This is a genomic window from Bacteroides caccae (assembly GCF_002222615.2).
GTDB classification, from domain to species: Bacteria; Bacteroidota; Bacteroidia; order Bacteroidales; family Bacteroidaceae; genus Bacteroides; species Bacteroides caccae.
The window spans coordinates 2,942,258-2,968,163 of the sequence record NZ_CP022412.2; the positions used below are offsets into that span (position 1 = coordinate 2,942,258).

The 25,906-nt window shown below is 42.4% G+C and carries 17 protein-coding genes; 13 read left to right on the forward strand and 4 right to left on the reverse strand.

The window, feature by feature from the left end; genetic code table 11:
- Positions 1-9 precede the first annotated feature (9 nt).
- The 3 genes from CGC64_RS11895 (at position 10) to CGC64_RS11905 (ending at position 2,784) form a co-directional block, all read left to right on the forward strand.
- Complete coding sequence (locus tag CGC64_RS11895) at positions 10-1,107, forward strand: PspC domain-containing protein (RefSeq protein ID WP_005676265.1); 1,098 nt, start codon at positions 10-12, stop codon at positions 1,105-1,107.
- Positions 1,108-1,260: 153 nt separating this feature from the next.
- Positions 1,261-2,259, forward strand: coding sequence for an MBL fold metallo-hydrolase (locus CGC64_RS11900; protein ID WP_032837671.1), 999 nt, complete (start codon positions 1,261-1,263; stop codon positions 2,257-2,259).
- A gap of 18 nt (positions 2,260-2,277) precedes the next feature.
- A complete protein-coding gene (locus tag CGC64_RS11905; RefSeq protein ID WP_005680760.1) occupies positions 2,278-2,784 on the forward strand; it encodes a flavin reductase family protein in 507 nt (168 codons plus the stop codon).
- Positions 2,785-2,894: 110 nt separating this feature from the next.
- Here CGC64_RS11905 and CGC64_RS11910 read toward each other — a convergent pair whose 3' ends face one another.
- The 4 genes from CGC64_RS11910 to CGC64_RS11925 form a co-directional block, all read right to left on the reverse strand.
- Positions 2,895-4,997, reverse strand: a complete 2,103-nt coding sequence (locus tag CGC64_RS11910; protein ID WP_005676261.1) for a S9 family peptidase — start codon at positions 4,995-4,997, stop codon at positions 2,895-2,897.
- A 48-nt stretch (positions 4,998-5,045) separates the two neighbouring features.
- A complete protein-coding gene (bexA, locus tag CGC64_RS11915) occupies positions 5,046-6,377 on the reverse strand; it encodes a multidrug efflux MATE transporter BexA (protein WP_005676260.1) in 1,332 nt (443 codons plus the stop codon).
- 81 nt (positions 6,378-6,458) lie between these two features.
- A complete protein-coding gene (yidC, locus tag CGC64_RS11920) occupies positions 6,459-8,312 on the reverse strand; it encodes a membrane protein insertase YidC (RefSeq protein WP_005676259.1) in 1,854 nt (617 codons plus the stop codon).
- Positions 8,313-8,337: 25 nt separating this feature from the next.
- Positions 8,338-9,948, reverse strand: a complete 1,611-nt coding sequence (locus tag CGC64_RS11925) for a CTP synthase (RefSeq protein WP_022041676.1) — start codon at positions 9,946-9,948, stop codon at positions 8,338-8,340.
- Positions 9,949-10,137: 189 nt separating this feature from the next.
- Between CGC64_RS11925 and CGC64_RS11930 the strand changes: the two genes are divergently transcribed.
- The 10 genes from CGC64_RS11930 to CGC64_RS11975 all read left to right on the forward strand — a co-directional run bounded on the left by CGC64_RS11930 (position 10,138) and on the right by CGC64_RS11975 (position 25,898).
- Positions 10,138-11,652, forward strand: coding sequence for a DUF3078 domain-containing protein (locus tag CGC64_RS11930; protein WP_005676257.1), 1,515 nt, complete (start codon positions 10,138-10,140; stop codon positions 11,650-11,652).
- 484 nt (positions 11,653-12,136) lie between these two features.
- Positions 12,137-12,721: a DUF3575 domain-containing protein gene (locus CGC64_RS11935; protein WP_005676256.1), complete on the forward strand. Its 585-nt coding sequence runs from the start codon at positions 12,137-12,139 to the stop codon at positions 12,719-12,721.
- Positions 12,722-12,732: 11 nt separating this feature from the next.
- Entirely contained in the window at positions 12,733-14,148 is a 1,416-nt protein-coding gene (locus CGC64_RS11940; protein ID WP_032854984.1) for a DUF3868 domain-containing protein, read from the forward strand.
- Between the two features lie 27 nt (positions 14,149-14,175).
- Entirely contained in the window at positions 14,176-15,975 is a 1,800-nt protein-coding gene (locus CGC64_RS11945) for an Mfa1 family fimbria major subunit (RefSeq protein WP_005676254.1), read from the forward strand.
- Between the two features lie 55 nt (positions 15,976-16,030).
- On the forward strand, positions 16,031-17,092 hold the full coding sequence (locus CGC64_RS11950) for a FimB/Mfa2 family fimbrial subunit (RefSeq protein ID WP_005676253.1): 1,062 nt from the start codon (positions 16,031-16,033) through the stop codon (positions 17,090-17,092).
- A 31-nt stretch (positions 17,093-17,123) separates the two neighbouring features.
- The gene (locus tag CGC64_RS11955; RefSeq protein WP_005676252.1) at positions 17,124-18,287 is read left to right on the forward strand and encodes a hypothetical protein; all 1,164 of its coding nucleotides are present in this window, start codon (positions 17,124-17,126) and stop codon (positions 18,285-18,287) included.
- 6 nt (positions 18,288-18,293) lie between these two features.
- Entirely contained in the window at positions 18,294-21,581 is a 3,288-nt protein-coding gene (locus tag CGC64_RS11960; protein ID WP_005676251.1) for a DUF4906 domain-containing protein, read from the forward strand.
- Positions 21,582-21,736: 155 nt separating this feature from the next.
- Positions 21,737-22,303, forward strand: a complete 567-nt coding sequence (locus CGC64_RS11965) for a UpxY family transcription antiterminator (RefSeq protein ID WP_005676250.1) — start codon at positions 21,737-21,739, stop codon at positions 22,301-22,303.
- Positions 22,304-22,338: 35 nt separating this feature from the next.
- Positions 22,339-24,750, forward strand: coding sequence for a polysaccharide biosynthesis/export family protein (locus CGC64_RS11970; RefSeq protein WP_005676249.1), 2,412 nt, complete (start codon positions 22,339-22,341; stop codon positions 24,748-24,750).
- Between the two features lie 20 nt (positions 24,751-24,770).
- Positions 24,771-25,898: a GumC domain-containing protein gene (locus CGC64_RS11975; RefSeq protein WP_005676248.1), complete on the forward strand. Its 1,128-nt coding sequence runs from the start codon at positions 24,771-24,773 to the stop codon at positions 25,896-25,898.
- Positions 25,899-25,906 lie beyond the last annotated feature (8 nt).

Genomic DNA, 25,906 nt, shown 5'->3' on the forward strand with positions numbered 1-25,906 from the left:
ATAATAGAAATGAAAAAGACATTGACCGTAAATTTAGGTGGAACTGTCTATCATATAGATGATGATGCCTACCGTCTGTTAGACAATTATCTGTCTAATCTGAAGCATTACTTTCGTAAACAAGAGAGTGCGGAGGAGATTATAAATGATATTGAGATGCGTATTGCCGAATTATTTGCTGAAAAAGTAGCTGCGGGAAAACAAGTCGTTACAGTTCAGGATGTGGAAGAAGTTATAGCCCGTGTAGGTAAACCGGAAGATTTTGGAATTACCGAAGATGATGCCGAGTCCAATAAACGAACAGAGCAATCATCTTCTGCCAGTCAGACATATACACGAACTGCCGGTCCACGTCGTTTGTTTCGTGACCCGGACAGTAAGTTGTTGGGGGGCGTAGCAGCAGGATTGGCCGCATATCTCGGTTGGGATATAACACTGGTGCGTATTCTGATGATTGTACTGGTGTTTGTTCCTTATTGCCCGATGATTATACTTTATATAGTCGGGTGGATTGTGATACCGGAGGCTCATACAGCAGCCGAGAAATTAAGTATGCGTGGCGAAGCGGTGACGATTGAGAATATTGGCAAGACGGTGACGGACGGTTTTGAACGGGTAGCGGACGGGGTAAATAATTATGTGAATTCCGGTAAACCACGTACCTTTTTGCAAAAGATAGGAGACGTGTTTGTGGCTATTGCTGCCGTTTTCTTCAAGATATTCTTGGTTGCTCTTGTCATAATCTGTTGTCCGGTGCTGTTTGTACTTGCTATAGTATTGGTTGCTTTGGTATTTGCAGCAATCGCCGTAGCGGTGAGTGGGGGAGCCTTGTTGTACGAATTACTCCCTGCTATTGACTGGACACCTATCGCTTCCGTCACTCCTATGATGACGTTACTTGGTACGATTGCCGGGGTTGCTTTGATTGGTATTCCTTTGGGAGCTTTTTTATATACGATTCTACGTCAGTTGTTCCATTGGGCACCAATGGGGACAGGGCTGAAGTGGTCGTTACTGATTCTGTGGATATTGGGTGCGGTTATTATGATTATTAATCTTTCAGCACTAGGCTGGCAACTGCCTTTATATGGTTTGCACCACTTTTAACCAAGTTATTCTATTAAAAAAGGATAATATTTATTCTTTTATAACTAAATGTACCCTGATAGTGTGTCCAGGGTACATTTTTTGTTTGTTCTTATCTATGGTAAATCGGGATTTTTTATTAAGTTTGTAAAGACGTATTCGATAAGTATAAAAATGGGTGAACATATATGTTTCAGGAGAAATGAACGTTTAGCTACTGTCAATCCTTATTGGCGAGGCAATCCGATGGTGCGCGGGCGCTTTTTTAACAGACAACACCGCTTCCGTCCGGGTATGGGCAGTGTATTGAAATGGCGTTTGTCGCCTAACCCTCAGCGTAAAGAAAAGAAGGCTGTGAAGTGGGATCCGAAGGTCTGCTATCTTCGTTCGCTGGATGCCGTAGTGGGAGATTCGTTGATATGGCTGGGGCATAACTCTTTCTTCCTCCAATTGGCAGGTAAAAGAGTCATGTTCGATCCCGTATTCGGAAATATTCCCTTTGTAAAACGGCAAAGTGAGTTTCCTGCGAATCCCGACATTTTTACAGAGATTGATTATCTCCTTGTCAGTCATGATCATTTCGATCATCTGGATAAACGAAGTATCGCCCATTTGCTGAAAAATAATCCGCAGATGAAACTGTTTTGCGGCTTGGGAACAGGTGAATTGATTCAAAGTTGGTTCTCGGAAATGAAAATTGTTGAAGCAGGTTGGTATCAACAGATAGAAGACGAAGGATTAAAGATAACCTTCCTTCCTGCACAGCATTGGAGCAAACGTTCTGTGCGTGACGGCGGTCAACGGTTATGGGGAGCCTTTATGTTGCAGGGTGACAATATCTCACTTTATTATAGTGGTGATACAGGGTATTCCAGCCATTTTCGTGAGATTCCCGATTTGTTCGGTGCTCCTGATTATGCTTTGCTAGGTATCGGTGCATACAAACCCCGTTGGTTTATGCGTCCCAACCATATTTCCCCTTACGAATCCCTGACTGCCTCAGAAGAAATGCATGCAGGACTTACTATCCCTATGCATTATGGAACTTTTGATCTGTCGGATGAGCCTCTGCACGATCCTCCTAAAGTGTTTGCGGCAGAAGCAAAGAAAAGAAAGATCCCGGTAGAAATACCTTATTTGGGAGAAATAGTAAAACTAAGCAAGAAGAAGTAATTATAAATGTATAAAGAGATGAAGAAATTAGAAGTAAAAGACTTAAAAGACAACTTTTTCGAAGCTATCGGAAAAGAATGGATGCTGATTACAGCCGGAACAAAGGAGAAGTTCAACACTATGACAGCAAGTTGGGGTGGCATTGGGTGGCTGTGGAATAAGCCTGTAGCCTTTGTCTTTGTCCGTCCCGAAAGATATACTTATGAGTTCATTGAAAAAAGTGATTACTTGACACTTTCTTTTTTAGGAGAAGAAAATAAGAAAATTCATGCAGTATGCGGTTCAAAGTCAGGTCGTAATACAGATAAAGTCAAAGAAACCGGCCTGAAGCCTGTTTTTACGGAAGGAGGTAATGTGGTGTTTGAACAAGCCCGTTTAAGTCTGGAATGTAAGAAACTTTATGCGGACGGTATCAAACCCGAATGCTTTTTGGACAAAGAATCATTGGAGAAATGGTATGGTGGTGCTCATGGAGGATTTCATAAAATGTATATCGTAGAGATTAAAAATATATATTCGGAGTAAATTTAGCGAATTTTGACGGATGTAATGTAGAAGGCTCTGAACTCAATGATTGAGAATAGAGCCTTCGTTGATTTTTCACCTTTCGGAGTTTATCTTATTTACTCGAGGTCTTACTCTGAAGGAGCCTTCTTTACCCATTTATCCAGCCACTCGAAGAAAGTACGTTGCCACAAAACGCCATTTTGCGGTTTCAGTACCCAGTGATTCTCATCCGGATAAATTAGCAGTTCTGCCGGAACGCCACGCATTATGGCAGCATCGAAAGCAGCCATTGCCTGATTGGCTAGGATACGATAATCTTTTTCTCCATGAATACAAAGGATTGGAGTATCCCATTTCTCTACAAAGAGGTGAGGGGAGTTGGCGAAGGTGCGTTGCGCCACCGGGTTTTGTCTCTCCCAGTATGCACCGCCCATATCCCAGTTAGCAAACCATTTTTCTTCTGTTTCCAGATATTGCATTTCCATGTTGAAGATACCGTCGTGAGCGATGAATGCCTTGAAGCGTTTGTCGTGATGTCCTGCTAACCAATAAACGGAGAATCCTCCGAAGCTGGCACCTACACATCCCAGGCGATCTTTGTCGACATACGATTCTTTCGCTATCTCATCAATAGCCGTGAAATAATCCTTCATACACTGACCACCGTAATCACCGCTGATTTGTTCATTCCATTCCACACCGAATCCCGGCAATCCACGACGGTTGGGAGCAACAATGATATAATCATTAGCTGCCATAATCTGGAAATTCCAGCGATAAGACCAGAACTGGCTTACCGGACTCTGGGGACCTCCTTCGCAGAACAACAATGTCGGATACTTCTTGTTCGGGTCAAATTGCGGGGGATAGATTACCCATGTCAACATTTGCTTGCCGTCAGTAGTCTTCATCCAGCGACCTTCCACCTTACCCATTTCCAATTGGTCGTAGATCAACTTGTTCTCCTGTGTCAGTTGAGTTGCCAAACCGTCTAATGCTACTGCATAAATTTCATCACCCATGCTCATCGAATGACGTTTTGCAATCAGTTTATCCCCGAATAAAGCGACCCCTTCATAATCATACATTCCGGAAGTAATGGCTTTAACAGAATCATTCGCCAGATTAAGTGCATAAATCTGTGATTCTCCGTGCCATACTCCTGTGAAGTAAATAGTCTTGGCGTCAGCTCCCCATACAAATGCGTCTACATTCGATTCAAAAGCTTTGCTGACAAAACGCTTTTCACCCGTCTCCAGATTCATGATGAACAAGCGGTTTAAGTCAGCCTCGTAGCCGTCACGCTCCATGCTCTGCCAGGCAATATATTTGCCGTCCGGTGAATATTGCGGATTTGTATCATATCCTTTATTTTCTTCGGTGATATTTTTCGTCTCTTTGGTATTCAGGTCATACACATAAATATCCGAGTTGGTTGAAATGGCATACTCCAACCCTGTTTTTTTTCGGCAGGTATAAGCCACCTTATCCGAAGTTGTATTCCAAGCCAGTTGCTCTATGCCGCCCCAAGGCTTCATCGGGCTTTCGTAAGGTTCGCCTTCAAGAATATCTACAACATTTGAAATGCCGTTACCGTCAAAATCTGCAATAAAAGGATGTGGAGCAGTCGTTACCCATTCATCCCAATGCTTGTACATCAGGTCAGTGACGATGATACCTGTGGCTTTCGGGAGGTCCGGATACTTGTCAGCCGTACTCTCTTTAGTTTTTACTTGTGAGATAAATAGCAGTTTCTTGCCGTCCGGTGAGATAGAATATCCTTCGATGTCACCGTCGTAGTTGGTCAGTTGCTTGCGTTCGCTGCCGTCCGGATTCATTTCGTAGAGCTGGCTGCTTCCATTGTCGTTACTCAGAAAGGCGAGCTTAGTACCTCCTTTTATCCATGTCACTTCATTTTCCTGATAAGGTGTGCGTGTGATCTGTTGGTTATCGCTACCGTCTGCGTTCATCACGAAAACTTCGCGGTTACTCTTGTTCTCCGGTACGCTGTAATAGGCCACCGTATACGCAATTTTCTTTCCGTCAGGCGATACTGCGAATCCGCCGATACGTCCCATAGCCCAGAGTGCCTCGGGAGTCATGCGTTTCCCTTCAATCTTAATGTTCGATTTCTCGATAAGTACTTGGTCTGTTTTGCCTGCGTCTTTTGTGCCTCCGCAGGCAGCTAACAACATTGCTGCCGACATCATAAATAAATTAGCTTGTCTCATATATTTTATAAAATGTTTATTTTCTTGCGAAGATAATGAAAAAAGGATTCAAATCTTCTTTTTCTGCCAGTTTCCTTTCTTCATATACCTGTAACAGAATATTAGAATGAAAATGCCGTATACACTTTCCGTAGTCCAGGCAAATGCGATATCCATTCGCATATATAGTATAAAGTAGGTTGCATAAGTAACATAGATTGCCAGTACACACAGTTCCATAGCTAAGGCTGTGCGCGTGTTTCCCGTACCGGATACCGACTGAAAATAGACGTTGGCAGGTACTAGAACCAGATAGGCTGAGCATAACACCCAAAGAGAAGGAATAGACGCTTCCCGCAAATCAGGCATATCCGTGTAAATACTCAGAACCAGATCCGGGAATAGACAGAAAAAGATCAATATTGGAATTACAAATACATACCCGATGCGGATATGCTGCCTGATAGTTCCCCGTACACAATCCTGTTCGCCTGCACCGATAAGGTTACTGACCAGCGAACCGCAGGTAGCGGCAAAAGCCATTGCAATCATAAACGGAATCCCCGATACATTGCGGATTATATTGGCGATAGCCAGCGATCGTTCTCCAAGATGTTCCACAAAAAGGAAGAACATAAACCAAGTAGACAGAGAGACGAAGTTCTGAATCATAGTCCAGACTGAAACATTCAGAATCCGTTTCAGCGTCTGACTCCGGAATTTAGGCAGGATATTCAAAGCATACTTCTTGCAGTCAATCCGTTTCCAAGTATAGATGATAAAGAAAATCACCGATACCAGTTCCGATAAAGACGAACCGATAGCAGCCCCTGCAATACCCAGTTGCGGGAACCCGAATTTACCGAAGATCAGGATATAATTGAATACCACATTCGATAACACCATTACAATTGAGTTTAGTGTCAACGTCTTGGTCTGTGTCGTTCCTACAAAGAATGCGCGGAACATCACACCGACAAACGAGAAAAAGAAGCCATAAACCCTCCAATGGATGTAACTTTCGGCTGCATTATAGATATGTGGGGATGAAATGATATTCTTCAGGATATGTGGTGAAAATACAACAGACAGTGTAAATAGTATAGCTGCCACTACCAATAAGAAATAGACACCTTGATAGAAGATCGGACCGATTTCTTTGTAATTACCTTCACCGTTACGGCGTGCAATCAAAATCTGTGCTCCGATACTGAAACCGAATGCCATCATAAAGATAGCGAGGTAGTATACACCAGCAATGGCAGATGCCCCCAGTTCAATCTCGCCGACACGTCCCAGAAAAGCAGTATCCGTCATGCCGATGAGCTGCTCCATAATCAGGCTAATCAGAATAGGGTAGGCGATAGTCCAGATTTGTTTATAAGTATATTTAGTTTTCATACGATTAATTATTAGAGAAAGAAAGCCGGGCAACCAAAAATAGGTGTCCGGCTTTCTCAGAATATATTCAGGAAATTCTCCTTATTTCTTATTCTGTCTTTGCTGCTGCAACTGTTCCTGTTGCTTTTGCATCGCCTCCAAGCGGGCAGCAAATCCGGTCTTTTTCATTTGTTTCGGATCCTTCTTATTCGCTTCCAGAATAGCCAACAATTTCGTTTCATTGGTCGTTTTGCGAAGAAGAATCATAGTTCCCACACTAATCAATGTCGATACGAAGTAGTAATAGTTCAAGCCTGACGGATAATCGTTCAAGACAAACAAGAACATAATCGGCATCAGATACATCATCCACTTCATCGCCGCCATTTGCGGTTGTGCTCCTGTGTCCTGCATCGACATTGTATACTTCGTATTCAAGATGTTTGTTACCGTCATCAGCAAGCAGAACAAGCTGAGGTGGTTACCCAGGAACGGAATATGGAATGGGAACGTGATGAATGCATCATAAGTAGAAAGGTCATCCGCCCACAAGAAACTTTGTTGACGCAATTCAATAGCGCTTGGTACAAACATAAACAAGGCCATTAAAATCGGGAACTGTAATAACATCGGCAGACAGCCGCCCATTGGACTCACACCATACTGACTGTAGAGTCCCATGACTTCCTGTTGCTTCTTCATTGCATCTTCCTGCTTCGGATACTTCTTGTTGATTTCGTCTATTTTCGGTTTCAGTACACGCATCTTCGCAGATGACATATACGTTTTCCAGGTAGCGGGGTAAACCACGACTTTTACCATGATAGTCAGAATCAACAGTACGATACCCATGCTCAAGCCCCAACCGGATAACCAGTCGAATACGTTGATTGTGATAAACTGATTAATCCAGCGAATCAACGGCCAGCCCAGATATACCAGTCTGTGAAGCTCCCATTTCTCAGTACGGCCTTTATCCAACGCTTTCAGTGTCTTAAAGTGGTTCGGACCGAAATAGAAGTGCATCTCTGTCGGTTCTTTTCCGCTAGGATCAAAGAAGGTATTCATTTCAGCGGAATAATCTTTGATGTATCCGCTGCCTTGCTGTTCCATTCTTGATTTTACGGAAACCTTATCGAAGTCCTGTTCGGCGATGAATACAGAAGAGAAGAACTGATTCTTAAAAGCTACCCAGTCGATGTGTCCTTGCAGCTCCTGACTATCATCTTTGGCAGCCGACAAGTTATCTACATCATCTCCCGTTACTTTATAAGTCAACTCAGACAGACGGTTCTCATAAGTGAAACCTTTTTCCAGTTGGCGGGCACGTTGGGACCAGTCAATATCTACATAGTTAGTGCTGGCCAATTTGTCTGCCATACCTGTCGCTTTGATTTCAAAGTTCATCAGGTAGCTGTCCGGTTTCAGTGTATAGATGAAATCGATGTAGCTTGCGCTATCCGCAGCCAGACGCATAGTCACGCTACTGTCCGTCTTGTTCACTGCTTCAAAGAAATAATCCTTTGTCTGGATCGCCCCTTCCTTGTTATAGAAGTTGAAGTTCATCGAAGCATCATCACCGTCGAACAGTACAATCGGTGTCTTTTTATCCTGTGCCATGTACTCTTTCAGTGTAGCTGAGTATACACGTCCGCCTTTTGTTGCAAAAGTGATTTCCGCTACATTGTTCTGGATGCTGATTTTAGAATCAGTTCCGTGCATGGCGTTGAAGAACAAGGCGGAAGAATCGGCTGTTGTTGCAGCTTCTTTCTTGTTGTTGGCCAATGCGGCTTCCGTTTTCGCTTTCAGCGCTTCCTCTTGCTGTTGTACCAAGGCAATGGAATCGTAGTATTTTTTCTGTGCAGCAATCTGCTCCTCGCTCGGACGGCTCAGAAAACTGAATCCTACCAATAATATACCTATTAAAACGAGACCTGTAATGGTATTTTTATCCATTCTTATTTTAATTACAAATTATAAATTACTTTTCGTTTTCGATAGCAGCTTTCACAAACGCCACGAACAACGGATGAGGGTTCAATACCGTACTGCTGTATTCCGGATGAAACTGAGTACCGACATACCACTTCAAAGCCGGAATCTCTACGATTTCCACCAGATCCGATTCCGGATTGATACCAGTGCATTTCATGCCGGCGGCTTCGTATTGTGCTTTGTAGTCGTTGTTGAACTCGTAACGGTGACGGTGGCGCTCCTGAATATGTTCTTGTCCATAAGCTTCAAAAACTTTCGAACCTTTCTGCAATACACATTCGTAAGCACCCAGACGCATCGTACCGCCCATGTTGGTAATTGCCTTCTGTTCTTCCATGATGTCAATCACGTTATGCGGAGTCTTTTCATCCATTTCACGTGAGTTGGCATCAGCAAATCCCAGTACGTTACGGGCAAACTCGATAGCGATACATTGCATGCCCAGACAAATACCGAAAGTCGGAATATCATGTGTACGCGTATATTTGATAGCAACAAACTTGCCGTCGATACCACGTTGACCGAATCCCGGACCGATCATCACCCCCGCCATACCTTTCAGTGCTTCGCCTACATTTTCGTCAGTCAGTTTTTCACTGTTAACGAAATGTACTTCTACTTTACGGTCGTTGTAAGTACCAGCCTGTGACAAAGCTTCACGGATTGACTTGTAAGCATCCTGCAAGTCGTATTTTCCAACCAAAGCGATATTGATCGGTTCTTTTGTTTCTGCAGCATGCCGGCGTTCAAGGAATTTACGCCATGGACCGAGTCCCGGAGTTTCACCTACCGGCAATCCCATTTTTTCAAGAATGGTGCTGTCCAGTCCCTGTGCCTGCATCAGGATAGGAACTTCATAGATAGTTTCCGCGTCAATAGACTGCACTACGGCTTTGTCGTCTACATTACAGAATTGTGCTACTTTCTTACGCAGTCCGTCACTCAATGGATGTTCGGCACGCAATACCAGTATATCCGGTTGGATACCTACGCTCTGAAGTTCTTTAACCGAGTGTTGTGTCGGTTTAGTTTTCAGTTCTCCGGCAGCGGCAAGATAAGGAACATAAGTCAGGTGTACGCAAAGAGCGTTCTTGCCTAGTTCCCATTTCAACTGACGGATGCTTTCGAGGTAGGGGAGTGACTCGATGTCGCCTACCGTACCGCCGATTTCAGTAATTACAAAATCGAACTTGTATTTGTTGCCGAGCAACTTTACGTTCCGTTTGATCTCATCTGTGATATGAGGAATCACCTGAATGGTTTTACCCAAATAATCACCACGACGTTCTTTATCAATGACGCTCTTGTAGATGCGTCCCGTAGTAATGTTGTTCGCCTTTGTCGTTTGTATGCCTAGGAATCTTTCGTAGTGTCCCAGGTCGAGGTCGGCTTCGTGTCCGTCTACGGTTACATAGCACTCTCCGTGCTCATAAGGATTCAATGTTCCCGGGTCGATGTTGATATACGGGTCAAACTTCTGAATGGTTACATTATAACCTCTTGCTTGTAGCAACTTACCGATGGAGGATGAGATGATACCTTTTCCTAATGAAGAGGCAACACCACCGGTGACGAAAATATACTTTGTTTCTCCCACAGCTATAACTGTTTTAATAATTGTTTACTTAGTCAAATTCTTACGAACTTAAAAAGCGCAAAATTATAAAAAAAAGAGGAAGATTGCAGACTTTCGCGGCTACAATTTTATTAAAAAATGCAATTTTGAAAGAATCCTATGATTTCTAAACAAAATAATGTAGCTTTGCATTCTAAACCATAGACAAATATGAAGAGAGTTATTATTTTATTTTCAGCTTTTACTCAGCTGTTATTCATGTTGCCGCTTTCTGCACAGGAGTCCGTTCAAGATTCCATAATTCCGGCCGATTCAGTGCAGATTGCTCCTGTACAGGCTGTCAAGCCTTCCAAGAAGGTAACAAAGTCTTCAACAGTGGTGGCGAAAGCCAAGGTGGTGCGATCGGATACGCTTTCAACGGAGCTTCAGAAATATTTGATGCTGAAACTCAATATGTCGGGACCGACTCCTAAGTTGGATACAGTTTCCTATTTATATAATAAGTATATTGCTCAGTTGGATTATCTGAATGATCCTTCTGTGCCGGCACGTTATATTCCTTCCGACCCCGATTATTTCCGCCTGTTTACTCCATTGGCATATTATTATGCTCCGATGAAGCAATATTCTACAATAGACTGGAAGCCGATACAGTTGGATACTACTCCGAATCTAACGGCAGAGCTTTTGCCTTATGATACGCTGGTATTTACTAAAACCAAACGAGCCAATATACTGGTCAACAACGCATTAATGGATCTTTATCTGAAACGTCCGGAATTGGTTGTTACTACGGAAGACCGGATCATGAGCCGTGATGTTTTCCGTCGGGATGTGAAGCCGAAAATATCCCCGAAAGCAAACGTTATTCATTTGTTTCAGCGTGAGGAGATGAGTGATAATGTAGGGAAGGCCGATATTAAGATCAGCAAGCCTAACTGGTGGGTGACCGGTGGTAACGGATCGTTGCAGATCAGCCAGAACCACCTTTCGGACAACTGGTATAAGGGAGGAGAAAGTAACTTCTCCGGATTAGCTACTTTTCAGATATTTGCAAATTACAACGACAACGAGAAGATCTTGTTCGAAAATCAGCTTGAAGCTAAGTTGGGCATGACTTCCACTCCGTCGGATGAATACCATAAATACCTCTTTAATACCGACCAACTCCGCTTATATAATAAGTTAGGTTTAAGAGCACTTAAAAATTGGTATTATACGATTTCTTCAGAGTTCAAGACTCAGTTTTGCCATGGATACAAGGCTAATAGTGAAGATTTGGTTTCTGCTTTCATGTCTCCGGCAGATTTAGCAGTCAGTATCGGTATGGACTATAAACTGAACAAGAAGAAATTCAACCTTTCCGTGTTTATGGCTCCATTGACCTATAACTTGCGTTACATCGGTAATTCAGAAGTAGACGAAACTAAATTCGGCTTGGAAAAAGGCAAATGTTCAAAGAATGATTTCGGTTCTCAATTGCAATCGACATTCAATTGGAATATTATCACTGCCGTTACATTGGAATCCCGTCTCAACTATCTGACCAATTATCATTGGGCACGTGTGGAATGGGAAAATACTTTCAACTTTATTTTGAACCGTTATTTGTCCACAAAACTTTATGTGCATACTCGTTTTGACGATAGCTCCAAGCCGACTGAAGGCGACAGCTTCTTCCAGTTGAAAGAATTGCTAAGTTTCGGTATTAACTATAAGTGGTAGGTTGTATTCTTGAAAAAGCTAGTTAAAAAATAACGAAAGGCTGTTTAACTGTAAAAGTTATTCAGCTTTTTTATTTCTCTATTTGCTATATTGCTATCATTTTATTTAAATATAGTTTATACGTAAGTAGTATAAGCTAAGTTTGTTTTTTTTAAGATATCGATATTGTATTGTTATGATAAGTGACTTAACATTTAATAAAAGAAGCTAATTTTTTTTGTTATAAAGCATAATTTCTTATTGAATATAATATCATATATCCCATTTTTTATAACTTTGCATCGTCTAATACTTTTCTTGATAAGAGAAGTATCCCAATAACCTATCAAACAAACGATCAGTATAAACATATTAAAAAGAGAAAATACAGTTTCACTAACTGTATTTTTTTGTTACTGATAAAATTTATTTTTATTATGTCTGTTTGACTAGTTATTTAAGGTGAAATTACAATAATTATAAAGAACAAGAATACACACAAATAATGAAACGAGGGATTTTTCTTCTGATAATGACCACGATAAGTGTGGTTCATACAGTAAATGCGCAGGATGTAGCGTTAAAGACTAATATTCTATCTGATGCTTTTATGAATATAAATGCAGGCATCGAGGTAGGGCTTGCTCCGCGTTGGACGTTAGACGTTAGTGGAGGATTCAATGCATGGACTTTATCGCATAATCGTCGGTGGAAACATTGGGCGGTGCAACCTGAAGCTCGTTATTGGTTCTGTGACCGGTTTGCAGGCCATTTTATCGGAATCCATGTTCATGGCGGGCAGTATAATTTAGGCGGTATTGATATTAATTTCAAATTGCTTGGTACTGATTTTTCTACTCTTAAAGACACTAGGTATCAAGGTTGGTTTCTAGGTGGAGGTATTGCTTACGGTTATACCTGGATATTAGGGCGGCACTGGAATTTCGAAACAGAGATAGGAGTCGGCTATTCTTATACCCGTTATGACCGATTTAAATGTGCCGGGTGTGGAAAGAAGATAGAGAAGAACAAACCACACAACTACTTTGGTCCCACTAAAGCAGCGGTGAATTTAGTCTATTTATTCTAAAAGAGTATGCTATGAAACGAACTTACCTAATTATAACAGCCTTATTTGGAACAAGTTGTATGCTGAATGCCCAACAAACAACCGGAGTGATAGCCGACAATCTGAAGATTGAACGAAACGGTGAATATATGGTAGTTGATATGAATATGAATCTATCACGTCTGGATGTGGAAAGCAATAGAGCCGTATTGCTCACTCCTCGTTTTATCAGTACAGTAGATACCTTGGAACTTCCTTCAGTAGGCGTTTATGGGCGTCAGCGTTATTATTATTATGTACGGAATGGTGAGAGTATGCTATCCGGCAAAGATGAAATGTCTTTTAAAGCACGTTCGAAACCTGAAAGTGTAGTATATCATGCAATAGTACCCTATTATAAATGGATGAATGGTGCCTCATTGGAGTTGTATCGCAGTGATTACGGTTGTTGTAATACACTATTAGCGGAATGGAACGATCCATTGGGCTCATACGTTGAAGCGCTTCCTTTCAGTCCACAGTTACTTTATATTCATCCGCAGGCAGAAACTGTTAAGCATCGTTCACTTTCCGGTTCTGCTTTCATCGATTTTCCGGTTGATAAGACAGTGATATATCCTGAGTATCGGCGGAATACATACGAACTCGGTAAAATACAGGCCTCTATTGATTCAGTCCGTAATGACAAGGATGTAGTCATAACTTCCGTATGGCTCAAAGGTTACGCTTCTCCCGAAAGTCCATATTCTCATAATCGGGATCTGGCGATAGGTCGTACAGCTGCATTAAAGAATCATATCAAACAACTATATCATTTTAATGACAGTGTGATTGTTACAGAGTATGAACCGGAAGATTGGAAAGGATTGCGTCAATATGTCGAAAAATCCAATCTTGTGCATCGTTCGGAGATACTGGGTATGATTGACAGTCGTTTAGACCCTGACGCGAAAGAAGCAAAAATTAAACGGACTTATCCTGAAGAATATCGTTTTCTATTGCAGAATTGTTATCCTGCATTGCGTCACACAGATTATCGTATTGACTATACTATCCGTAGTTTTAGTGACGTAGAAGAGATAAAACGTATCATGCAGACACAGCCTCAAAAACTCAGTCTCAATGAGTTTTATCTTGTGGCTCAGACTTACGAGCCGGGGAGCGTTGAGTTCAATGATGTGTTTGAAACAGCTGTAAGGATGTATCCTAACGATGAGATAGCCAATCTGAATGCGGCAAACTCAGCAATGCAGCGTAAAGACGTTGAAAATGCAAAGCGTTATCTCCAGAAAGGGGGAGATTCACCCGAGGCACTATATGCTCGTGGAGTTTATGCTTTTCTTGTTGAAGATTACACCGTTGCACGCAAGCAGTTGAATGAGGCGAAGAACAAAGGAGTGCAACAAGCTGAAATCATTTTGCTTGAGATAGATAAAATAGATAAATAATTTATTAATCCATTAATATATACTTATATGAAGTTATCAAATTTATTTTGGAACTTGTTAGGAATAATGGTTCTTAGTGCTTGTTCCAACAGTGACATGACTGAGAATGATCTCTCTGAAACTAATGTTGACGCTCGTTTTATGTCTGTCGATATTACGAATACTACTGGCTTTAGGACGCGAGCGGCAGGTGATCAGTCCGGAGATCTTTATGAAGAAGGGGAAAGTGTTGAAAATGATGTAGAATCGGTTCGTTTTTATTTTTTCAAGGAGAATGGTAGTCCTTGTCCAGTTAAAAGCGACGGTACGAATTACTATGACTGTAAAAAGGACGAAACTGAGTCTGCCGGACAGGATATGCCTAATATTGAGAAAAAGTTGAATGCGGTAATTGTTATCAATACCAGGGAGGGCGACAACTTAGACCAACTTAAATCTATGGTCGCTGTGATTAATCATGAGAAAATAGCACTGGGTACGGCTAGCATGGACCTTGCTACACTTCGAGGAAAGTTTGGTTCATATAGTTATATAAAGGACTCAAAGTTCTTGATGACAAGTTCTGTGTTTGGTTCGGATAATTTCTGTTGTGAAGTGAACATACCGGCGAGTGCTCTCAAAAAGACTGAAGATGAAGCAAAAGAATCTCCGGTAAATGTGTATGTAGAGCGTGTTTTAGCTAAAGTACGGTTATATACCGATTGGAAGGATATGACTCTTAAAAATGATGTAACCTATGGCGATAATGATAAAAAATATACTGCCGTGAAATTAAAAAAGAGTAAGGACGGTTCCGAATTTATTCAAGTTGACGGTAAAGATGTATATGTAATCTTCACAGGTTGGGAAGTGACATCTACTGCTTCTCAGTCATACCTCTTTAAGAAAGTTAATTCCGCTTGGGCGTTCACACCGGTTTGGAGTTGGAATCATCCTGAATATCATCGTTCATATTGGGCAATGAATCCTGACGGTCTCACATTTGATTATTTACCGTATGATCAGATTGCAGGTAAAGTAGGTACTCAAGGCGCAAGCGACAACAGCTCTAAATCATATAATGGTACAAACTTATATTGTCAGGAAAATGCTGCAGATAAGTATGAGACCGGTAAGAAGAGCTCCTATAATCCGGCGACGGAGGTAAGTAACCGTACCCAAGCAATTATTGCTGCCGTATTAGTGACTATTGATGATAGTAACGTTGCTCATCCCATTGATCTGGCTAAGTGGGGTGGTACGGACTACACAAAAGATAATGCGATGACAGCAATGTTGAGTGTTGTGCAGGATCAGATTTATACTAAAACAATAGAGGGTGCAGGAACAGCAGATGCTAAAGAAATCTATACTCCGATTACCAAAGACAAAGTAGAGCTCGTTTCCGGCATAAAGTCAGGCAATGCCGATAACGAGTCAGAAAATAGTGGCAGATATTTAAGCTACCTTCAATTGAAGAAAGGCGTAACCGATACTTTTTATAAAGCCGATCATACAGCATACGCCAATCTTGACGATGTAAATGATGTTCTGGCAAATATGCCCGGAGCAAGGGTTTGGTCGAGTGGACAAGCTTACTATTATACTGACATCAAGCATCTGAACGATTTCCCGGGAGTGGATGACACCGACGGTAAATATGGAATTGTGCGTAATCATATTTATGACATTGCTATTAATTCGGTATCCGGTCTTGGAACGCCGGTTCTTGATCCGGAAGAAGTGATTGTTCCGCAGAAGCCTACTAATGACGAAACATATCTGGGTGCACGTATTAATATCCTTTCATGGCGAGTAGTAAAACAGAACATCGACCTTGAATGGTGACAACCTGTAATGAGGTATTGTAAACTATATACTATTACAACAATAATTATGTAGAATGGACAAACCGTCTTATATCAGAAATTTTGGGATGAAAGCATGGGTAATCCTTGTAGAATTACTTTTGTTGGTGTCGTGTGACAATGCTATTTATGACGATGAAGGCGATTGTTCAGTGACCTATCATCTGAAATTTCGTTATGACATGAACATGAAGTTTGCCGACGCTTTCACCCATGAGGTGAAGTCGGTCAGACTTTATGCCTTTAACTCTAATGGCGAGTTGGTGTGGCAAGCTGACGAACAGGGTGAAATCCTTGCATCCGGTGATTACACCATGAAACTGGAGCTTGCTCCCGGTGATTATCACCTTATGGCATGGTGTGGTCTTGATAATGGTGAGTCATTTACAGTGACCGATGCCTCGCACAATTGCCGGATGACAGACTTGCACTGTAAATTGAACCGTTATCTAGACAAAGCGACTGGTGTTTCCTATTCCAATAAGGACCTGCATCCTTTGTTTCATGGTTCTCTTGACGTAAGTTTGCCTGCCAATGACGACGGAGGTGATTATACATACGTCATGCCACTGACGAAAGATACGAATGTGTTCCGTGTAGTGCTTCAGCACCTTTCGGGACAAGATATAAATGTTGACGACTTTACTTTTTCTATTGAAGACCGTAATGGTTGGATAGCGCATGACAATACACTGAAAGAAGACGAGCCGATCGTTTATCGTGCGTGGTCTACTTATTCGGGTGAAGCTGGTGTGGACATTGCGACAGGAAAAGAAAGTCGTGTAACAACAATTGTCAAAGTTGCCGTGGCGGAACTTACGGTAAGCAGACTTGTCTTGCGGGACTGGAGTCTGTATTCGCGTCCGATGTTGATTATTCGTACCACTGAAGGGAAACTGGTAGCTTCTATTCCTATTATCGATTATGCCCTTCTGGTGAAAGGTAATTACAATAGAAAAATGAGCGACCAGGAATACCTCGACCGACAGGATGAATACAATATGACATTCTTCCTCGACGAGCAAAATCAGTGGATAAATAGCGTGATACTAATCAACTCATGGAGGGTGGTACTCTCTAACGTAGATGTAGATTGAGTAACATCTTTTGAAAAAAGAAGAAAAAGGAATGAAAGAAATACTACGACATATTGTATGGATGACAATACTTGTCAGCTGGGCTTTATTGTCGGCATCTTGTAGGGGAGGGGAGGTAAGTTATACGGACGAGGTACAGCCGGACGACGATACTGCCATACTCGTTCTGCGTACCGGTCTTCTTGATCAAACGCGTGTATCCGATAGAGTGAATGATGCAGTAGATAATCCTGTCGAATATATGTATACACTGCGTATCGTTATTCTTCATGAAAACGGTACTGTGGAACACAATATGTATATTGATTTCGGTGAGATTCCCCAAACGGAGTGTTACAGGATTTTCAAAGTGACACGGAATGAAACAAAGAAAATCTATCTGATAGCTAATGAAGAGAACGCATCTACTGATCTTCACGAACAATTGGAGACATTGACGACTGGTAACACTACTTTCGCAAGCATTGTTGACAATTTCGTTTTCATTCCCGATTATAAGAATCCTATACCAATGAGTTCGGTATATGACGTTCCGGTTAAAGCAGAGAATCTGGTAGAACGTGAATTCTATTTGGTACGTGCTGCAACGAAGTTCGCTTTTCGTTTCACGAACAAGCGTAAGAGTAAAGTCAGTATAGATGCTATTCATATTTCTGATATTGCCGGGGCTACTTATCTGATTCCTCATAAACGGGAACCGTTGTTCATGTCTTTTGACGATGAATCGCTTTATTGGATAAACTGGCTGAAGAAAGTAGCGGATGAATCTCAACAATCACCGGATGATGTGGAACTGGCAGATAAGAGAGGCTGGATACAAGCTTACGATATCCCTTCGGAAACTTCTCATCAGGAAGTCACAGTTAACGGATCATTAGAAGTGCCGAGTATGACGGGTGACCAACCCGGCAAAGCGGTCTTCCCGGTATTTTACCTTCCGGAAAGTAAAAAACTGAAAGCCGGATCGGCTACATACGGTGAACAAGAATACACCTTGAAGCTCGACATGTCCGAGAATGGCAAAGAACTGTCGTTTACCAAGACCTTTCCAAATCTAAAGGCTCTATTTCGTAACACACATGTACTGGTTGATATCACCTTTACGGAAAAAGACGAAGTAAAAGTGCAAGTAGTACCCTATGCGGAAGTGATTCTTGAGCCGGAGTTCGGACTCAAACCTGAAACTAAGAATTGATATTGTATGAGAAAGAAAGATATTATATTTTGTATTATTTTGCTTATGTTGCAGTTCATACCGACAGCTTGCCGGGATGATTACTTTATGAATGAAGAGATAGGCGAAGGCAATGCCACCCTTTCGGTAACCCTGTGTTTCGATCAGGAGGATGCAGCACTGGGGACTACCCGTGCCGAAGGAGGTGATGAAGGCAATGCCATTCAGAATATAAATTCACTCTGCATGTTGTTTTATGATACGACAGGAAAATTAGTTCATAATTATATAGTTAAAGGTGAGGGCCTTGTCATTGATCCCGATGTAAGTGGTTGGAGTTATAATCTGGAAGATAACCGGATAGATGAAGACAAAGACGAACAGGGTAACCAGTTCGAGGATAGTAAAACCGGTACGGCAATGTTCAAGCTCCGTCCGATAAAGCGGGGTAAGTATTATATCTATGCTGTTGCCAATATGGGAGATCTAACGCAGTATAAGGATAAAATTACTACCCGTGAAGGATTGAAAGCAATCTCCCTTCAGTGGGATCCTGATGATATTTCCCAAAATAGCGAGATGTTCGGTGTGTTCAGTCTCACTCCCGACCGTAATGCTCCGGATGATCTTGTTACCATTAATTCCCCGGGCGTACAACTTCATAGTTGGTTGCGTCGCGCCGCGTCCAAGGTGACTGTGGCATTTGACGGTTCCGGGCTTTATGCCAATGTGCAGATTTATATCGAAAACGTTATTCTGAAAGATATTCCCAAAACCTGTTCGTTGGGTAATCCGAATACTCCGGGATTAGTTTCAGAAGATGTTCCTGATCCGGATTCTTATAAGGATCCCGATTGGAAACCTGAGATGCATGCTCGTTCGGAACGCTATACTGCATCCAATGGTTTATATTCGGAAGGAAAGTCGATCAAAATCCAGAAATTGCCTGCAGATCTTTCCGTTCTTACGCCCGAAAACTATATACATATCTGCAATGATTTGCATCGCTATATGGGTAAGGGAGAAGAAGGAGATGAACAAGATATTATAACGAACACCCATGCCCATAAGGCACAATCGCTTTTCTTCTACGAGAATATGCAAGGAAAAGGTAAGTCTAAGAAGCAGTCGCAGAATGGCGTAGATATCGACTATCCCGACCCTGATGAGCAAAAAGAAGGCTCCGGTTGGAAAGACGAGAAACCTTATGGTACCTATGTTGAGGTGACAGGATACTACCGTTGCACGGCGGCAAACGAACATGTGGGAGCGGGACCTATCAAGTTCCGTTTTATGTTGGGGCAAGACGTTACTACCGACTATAATGCAACGCGTAATACCCATTATAAGTTGACTCTTAAATTCAAAGGTTACGGAAACGATGCCGACTGGCATATCGAGTATGAAGAACCGTCCGATATCTATGTGAGCACCCCTCAATATATTTCTTACCTTTATAATAAATCAATGAATGTGACCCTGAAAGTAGTGGGTGAAATAAAGCCCAATTCTACTTTGGATGCAAAAATCCTAGGCAAGGATGAAGATACCGGGTTTACAGGTTGGAGACCATGGGGAAATGGAACAAGTGCATTTCCGACAGTTCCTAATGACTTTTATTATTCAGGTTGGATTTATAACGACGGTCCATGGAACAGCTTTTTGTCATTGAGAAAGACCTCCCTTGTGAAGATTGTAGTTCCCGGATACGAAGACAAGCCCTCATGGCAAACCCCTATCAATACGAAATACAACGAGACCTATTATAATGAAAAAAATAAAGGAAACAGAAGTTATAAGATTAGCAATATTGGCGCCGATGATTTGGCTGACGGTGAATATTCGGTAAAAAGTAATGGAAATGAACATATTTTTACTATTCCGTTATATACCCGTGCCAAAGAGCTTGTGACAAAAACAGGCTTTACAGGAAATAATCCATATTCGGCCTATCCCCGAAAAGAGAGAATCAAGTTTACCATACAGGTGAAAGACGATGTCACAGGTACCTATGTTCCCAAGACAGCTTATTTGGATATGATACAAGTACGTCGTATTGAGAATCCGAAAGGCGTATGGCGCAGTGCGGGTAATAGTGATAATTTTCATGTGACGCTTATGCGTCTGCCTTATGACGATGCCGAAGATTTTAAGCCGTTCAATTCCGAAGGAGCATGGAGTGCTACTATTGTTGAGGGAGGAGACGATTTCATTACGTTGCGTTCTACTGTAGAAGGAAGTGGAAGTGACAATGCGCAACAGACAGGTGTGAAAAGTATAGAAGGAGCAGGTGAGCATCCGATAGATTTCTGGATTGATTTTAAGGGTACAATTGCAGAAAACTCTACTCCTCGTTGCGCTATCGTACGTGTGCGCTATCACAATTACACTTGCGAACATGATATTTATGTACGTCAAGGTTATGCTCCTATCACTATTGACGGGAATGCGGAAAGTGATAAAAACCCGGCATGGGCATCATATAATGTTTATTGTTTTGATGCAAATAATGCTCCGGTTTATACAAAGTCACCTTTGGAAGAAGGATCATTGTTCCGTCGTGGAAACCGTACAGCTATTCTCGCTTCCAATAATGACAGACCCGGGTTTACTTTTGGTTTAGGGCCGTCAGGTAGTTTCGATGTTCTTGAACTGGGAGCGACTACACCCTCTCAAAAGACCTGGTCGCAACTGGCACCTTCAGCAGATGATGTAAAGAGTCGTTTTGCAAGTTGGTCCATTGCGGGAGATCATGAACGTATTGCTACAATCGAAGATTTTTATACCTTGGAATCTACTTCGATTCATAGTAACATTGGTAAAGCTTACGGTGTTCTTTATGGAGACGGTGCAACCGAGACACAGAAGTCAGTGGAAGTAGCATTGGGATATGATCATAATGAAGACCCGACCAATTCGAAGAAAGGTATGCGCGGATGTTTCGTCTTCAATATAAATAATAGCCATAATATATTTTTCCCTATTGGTAAATCCGGTTATGGACGTCGTAAAGGGATGACAAGTAACGGAGAAAAAGTAGGTGCACTGCGTTATGCCCAACGTACCGATTACTATAATAACGACGGTACCGGGAATATTCAGTATGTTCCGCTGTTCTATGACCTGTTTGAACGTCCGGGAGCCATATATCAATGTCGGAACCGTCTGAGTAGTACCGGTAGTGATGTGAAAAAATCGAGTGCGTTTGATATAAACTATTTCACTATGGGTTTCGAAGGGTTTGAGAATGGTGCATCAAATAATAGTGATGGCAGTGACAGTGATGCATGCTTCATACGGACGGTGAAGTATTAGAGAATTACCCCACGGCATATTCTAGCTATAGATTTTGGCTGGTAAGTAAAAAAGAAAGCATTTTTTTCTTGTTTCTTATTTATTATTTTGCCTATCTTTGCAGCAGGAATTATTTCATTGCCTAAGTAGCAATGGAAAAAGTGGGGTAAAAAAATATGATCATTAGCAAAAATGACGATCGAAATGTTCTGCCAACAGATGTGATTGGCAGAAGCGTAGCGCACTCTAAACGCTGGTTAGTCGCCATTGTGCGTATCCATCATGAGAAAAAGACAAGTGAGCGCCTCACTAAAATGGGCGTTGAAAATTTCCTTCCTATCCAACAAGAAGTTCATAATTGGAGTGACCGTCGCAAGGTTGTCGACAGAGTCATCCTTCCAATGATGATCTTCGTCCACGTTGATCCACAAGAACAAAAAGAAGTTCTGACCTTATCCGCTATCAGCCGCTACATGGTACTACGTGGGGAGAGTACTCCGGCTGTAATTCCCGACCAACAAATGTTACGATTCAAATTTATGCTCGACTATTCGGACGAAACGATTTGTATGAGCACATCGCCATTAGCGCCGGGAGAAAAAATACGTGTAATAAAGGGGCCATTGGCAGGACTGGAAGGGGAACTGGTAGATATGAATGGGAAATCAAAAGTCGCCGTCCGACTGACAATGTTGGGATGTGCGTGTGTAGATATACCGGCAGGATGTGTGGAGCCGGTTTAGTACTTTCGATTGAATTTAAAAATTCAGATTAATCAATGAAAATGCAAAAACTAATGGGTGCGCTCATCCTCATATTGATGTTGGGCGCTACACCTGTGACTGCTCAAAATATGAGCGACTCTCAAGTATTGGAATATGTCAAAGAGGGGATTAGACAAGGGAAAGAGCAAAAGCAGCTGGCCTCCGAGTTAGCCCGCAAGGGTGTAACCAAGGAGCAGGCCCTGCGTGTGAAGCAGCTCTATGAGCAGCAGAACAACGTGAACGCTTCCAACGCCACAGGTACGGATATCAACGAATCCCGCCTTCGTGAAGAGATGAAGGAGAACACCTCGGATATGTTGGAGGACCACCCTAGTACCCAAGATCTCGCACGCGGTAATCAGGTCTTCGGACGTAACATCTTCAACACCCGTAATCTGACCTTCGAACCCAGTGTCAATATCGCCACCCCCTTGAATTACCGCCTTGGCCCCGGTGACGAAGTGATAATCGATATCTGGGGGGCGAGCCAGAATACTATCCGCCAGCAGATCTCTCCCGACGGCACTATCAATATCCAGAAGATAGGCCCCGTCAACCTGAACGGACTTACGATCGCTGAAGCGAACGACTATCTCAAGAAGACATTAAACAAGATCTATAACGGTCTTAATAATACAAACGACCCGACCTCTGACATCCGTCTGACACTCGGCAGCATCCGTACTATCCAGATCAATGTCATGGGTGAAGTGGTCCAGCCGGGCACCTACTCCCTTTCCTCCTTTGCCACTGTCTTTCACGCGCTTTACCGTGCGGGAGGTGTGAGTGACATCGGCAGCCTGCGCAATGTCCAACTGGTCCGTAACGGCAGGAACATCGCTACAATCGACGTCTACCAGTTTATCATGAAAGGTAACATTCAGGACGATATCCGTCTTCAGGAAGGCGACGTTGTGATAGTTCCCGCTTATGAGGTACTGGTCAAGATCGACGGCAAGGTGAAACGTCCGATGCGTTTTGAGATGAAGAAGGACGAGAACCTTTCCACGCTTATCAGCTATGCCGGCGGCTTTGAAGCCGACGCCTACACCCGTTCTTTGCGTGTGGTCCGCCAGAACGGTCAGGAATATGAAGTCAACACGGTCAAGGACATGGATTACAGTGTCTATAAGATGCGCAACGGCGATGTTGTGACGGCCGAAGCTATCCTTAACCGCTTCATCAACAAGCTTGAAATCCGCGGTGCGGTCTACCGTCCCGGTATCTACGAACTGAACGGCAGGCTGAATACCGTCCGCGAACTGGTCAACGAATCCCAGGGCCTTACCGGTGATGCGTTCCTGAACCGTGCCGTCCTTTACCGTCAGCGTGAGGACCTGACTTCCGAAGTAATCCCTCTGGATATCAAGTCTATCATGGAGGGTACTTCCCCCAATCTCCCCCTGATGAAGAATGACATTCTTTATATTCCCAGCATTCATGACCTGGAGGACAGGGGTAATGTGGTCATCCACGGTGAAGTGGCTCAGCCTGACTCGTATCCTTATGCGGATAACATGACCCTTGAGGACCTGATCATCCAGGCAGGCGGCCTGCGTGAAGCCGCTTCCGTAGTCCGTGTTGATGTATCCCGCAGAATAAAGAACCCGTATAGTACAGTTGATAATGATACTATCGGTCAGATGTATACGTTTGCCTTAAAGGACGGTTTTGTAGTTGACGGTCGCCCCGGCTTTGTCCTTCAGCCCTACGATGAGGTTTATGTTCGTCGCAGTCCCGGTTATCAACCTCAACAGAATGTTTCAGTCGAAGGAGAAATACTTTTCGGCGGTTCCTATGCGATGACCAGCAGAGAGGAACGTCTTTCAGACTTGATCAACAAAGCCGGCGGAGCCACCAACTACGCTTATCTTCGTGGTGCGAAGCTTACCCGTGTAGCCAATGCGAGTGAGAAGAAACGTATGGGTGATGTAATCCGTTTGATGAGCCGTCAGTTGGGTGAGGCTATGCTTGATTCCCTGGGTGTCCGCGTGGAGGATACGTTTACGGTCGGTATCGATTTGGAGAAGGCGTTGGCCAATCCCGGAAGTACGGCAGATATTGTGTTGCGTGAGGGTGATGTAGTCTCTATTCCGAAGAATAATAATACGGTAACAATCAATGGTGCCGTCATGGTTCCGAATACTGTTTCTTATATGAAAGGCAAGGATGTAGACTATTATCTGAATCAGGCGGGAGGTTATTCTGAGAATGCGAAGAAGAGTAAGAAGTTCATTGTTTATATGAATGGTCAGGTGACTAAGGTGAAGGGTAGTGGCAAGAAACAGATTGAACCCGGTTGTGAGATAATTATTCCTAGTAAGGCTAAGAGACGGACTAATATGGGTGATATATTGGGCTATGCCACCTCTTTTAGTTCATTGGGGTTGATGATTGCTTCTATTGCCAACTTAATTAAGAAATAACAACTATATCTTAACTCACTATGATAGAACAGACATCAGAAAAAGACATAAAGCAGAAACAGAATAATCATAATGATGAAGAAATCGAAATCGATTTAATAGGTATTCTTCGTAAGATTATAGGCATTCGTAAGACAATTTACAAAGCTGCCGGCATCGGTTTGGTAGTTGGTATTATTGTCGCAATAAGTATTCCCAAACAATATACGGTTGGAGTTACTCTTTCTCCTGAAATGGGAGGTTCTAAAGGCGGCGGTTTATCCGGTTTAGCCGCTTCTTTTTTGGGAAGTGGAGTTTCTATGAATGAAGGTACTGATGCCTTGAATGCTTCTTTGTCTGCTGATATTGTGTCTTCTACTCCTTTTTTGTTGGAACTTTCTAATATGAAGGTTCCCGTATCAGGGGATGAGGAAATATCTTTAAGTTCATATTTGGATGAAGAATCTTCTCCTTGGTGGGGGTATGTGATCGGTTTTCCAGGTATGATAATAAGTGGGGTGAAGTCATTATTTGCTGAAGAAGATTCTGAATTAATAATTTCAAAAAAGGCAAATCAGGGTGCAATCGAATTATCTGGAAAGGAATTACAAAAGATTGAATCACTCAAGAAAAAGATTATAGCTTCCGTAGATAAGAAAACCTCAATGACTACAGTTTCCGTGACTTTCCAAAATCCGAAAGTTGCCGCAGTAGTTGCAGATTCTGTCGTAAGGAAATTGCAGGAATATATCATAGATTATCGTACTACCAAAGCAAAAGAAGATTGTCTTTATTTGGAGAGATTGTTTAAAGAGCGTCAGCAGGAGTATTACGACGCCCAGAAGAAATATGCCGATTATATGGACTCTCATGATAATATTATTTTGCAGAGTGTTCGTACTGAACAGGAACGCTTGCAGAATGACATGAGCCTTGCCTACCAAGTGTATACTCAGGTGGCCAACCAGCTTCAGGTAGCCAGAGCCAAAGTCCAGGAAGAAAAACCAGTCTTTGCAGTTGTAGAGCCTGCGGTTATCCCATTATATCCTTCGGGAACCAGTAGAAAAATATATGTTTTAGCTTTTATCTTCCTATCAGTTTGTATTGTTATCTTTTGGAAGTTATTTGGAGAAGATATTCTGAATAAGTTCAAAGAAATCCGTGCCTAAAATCAATA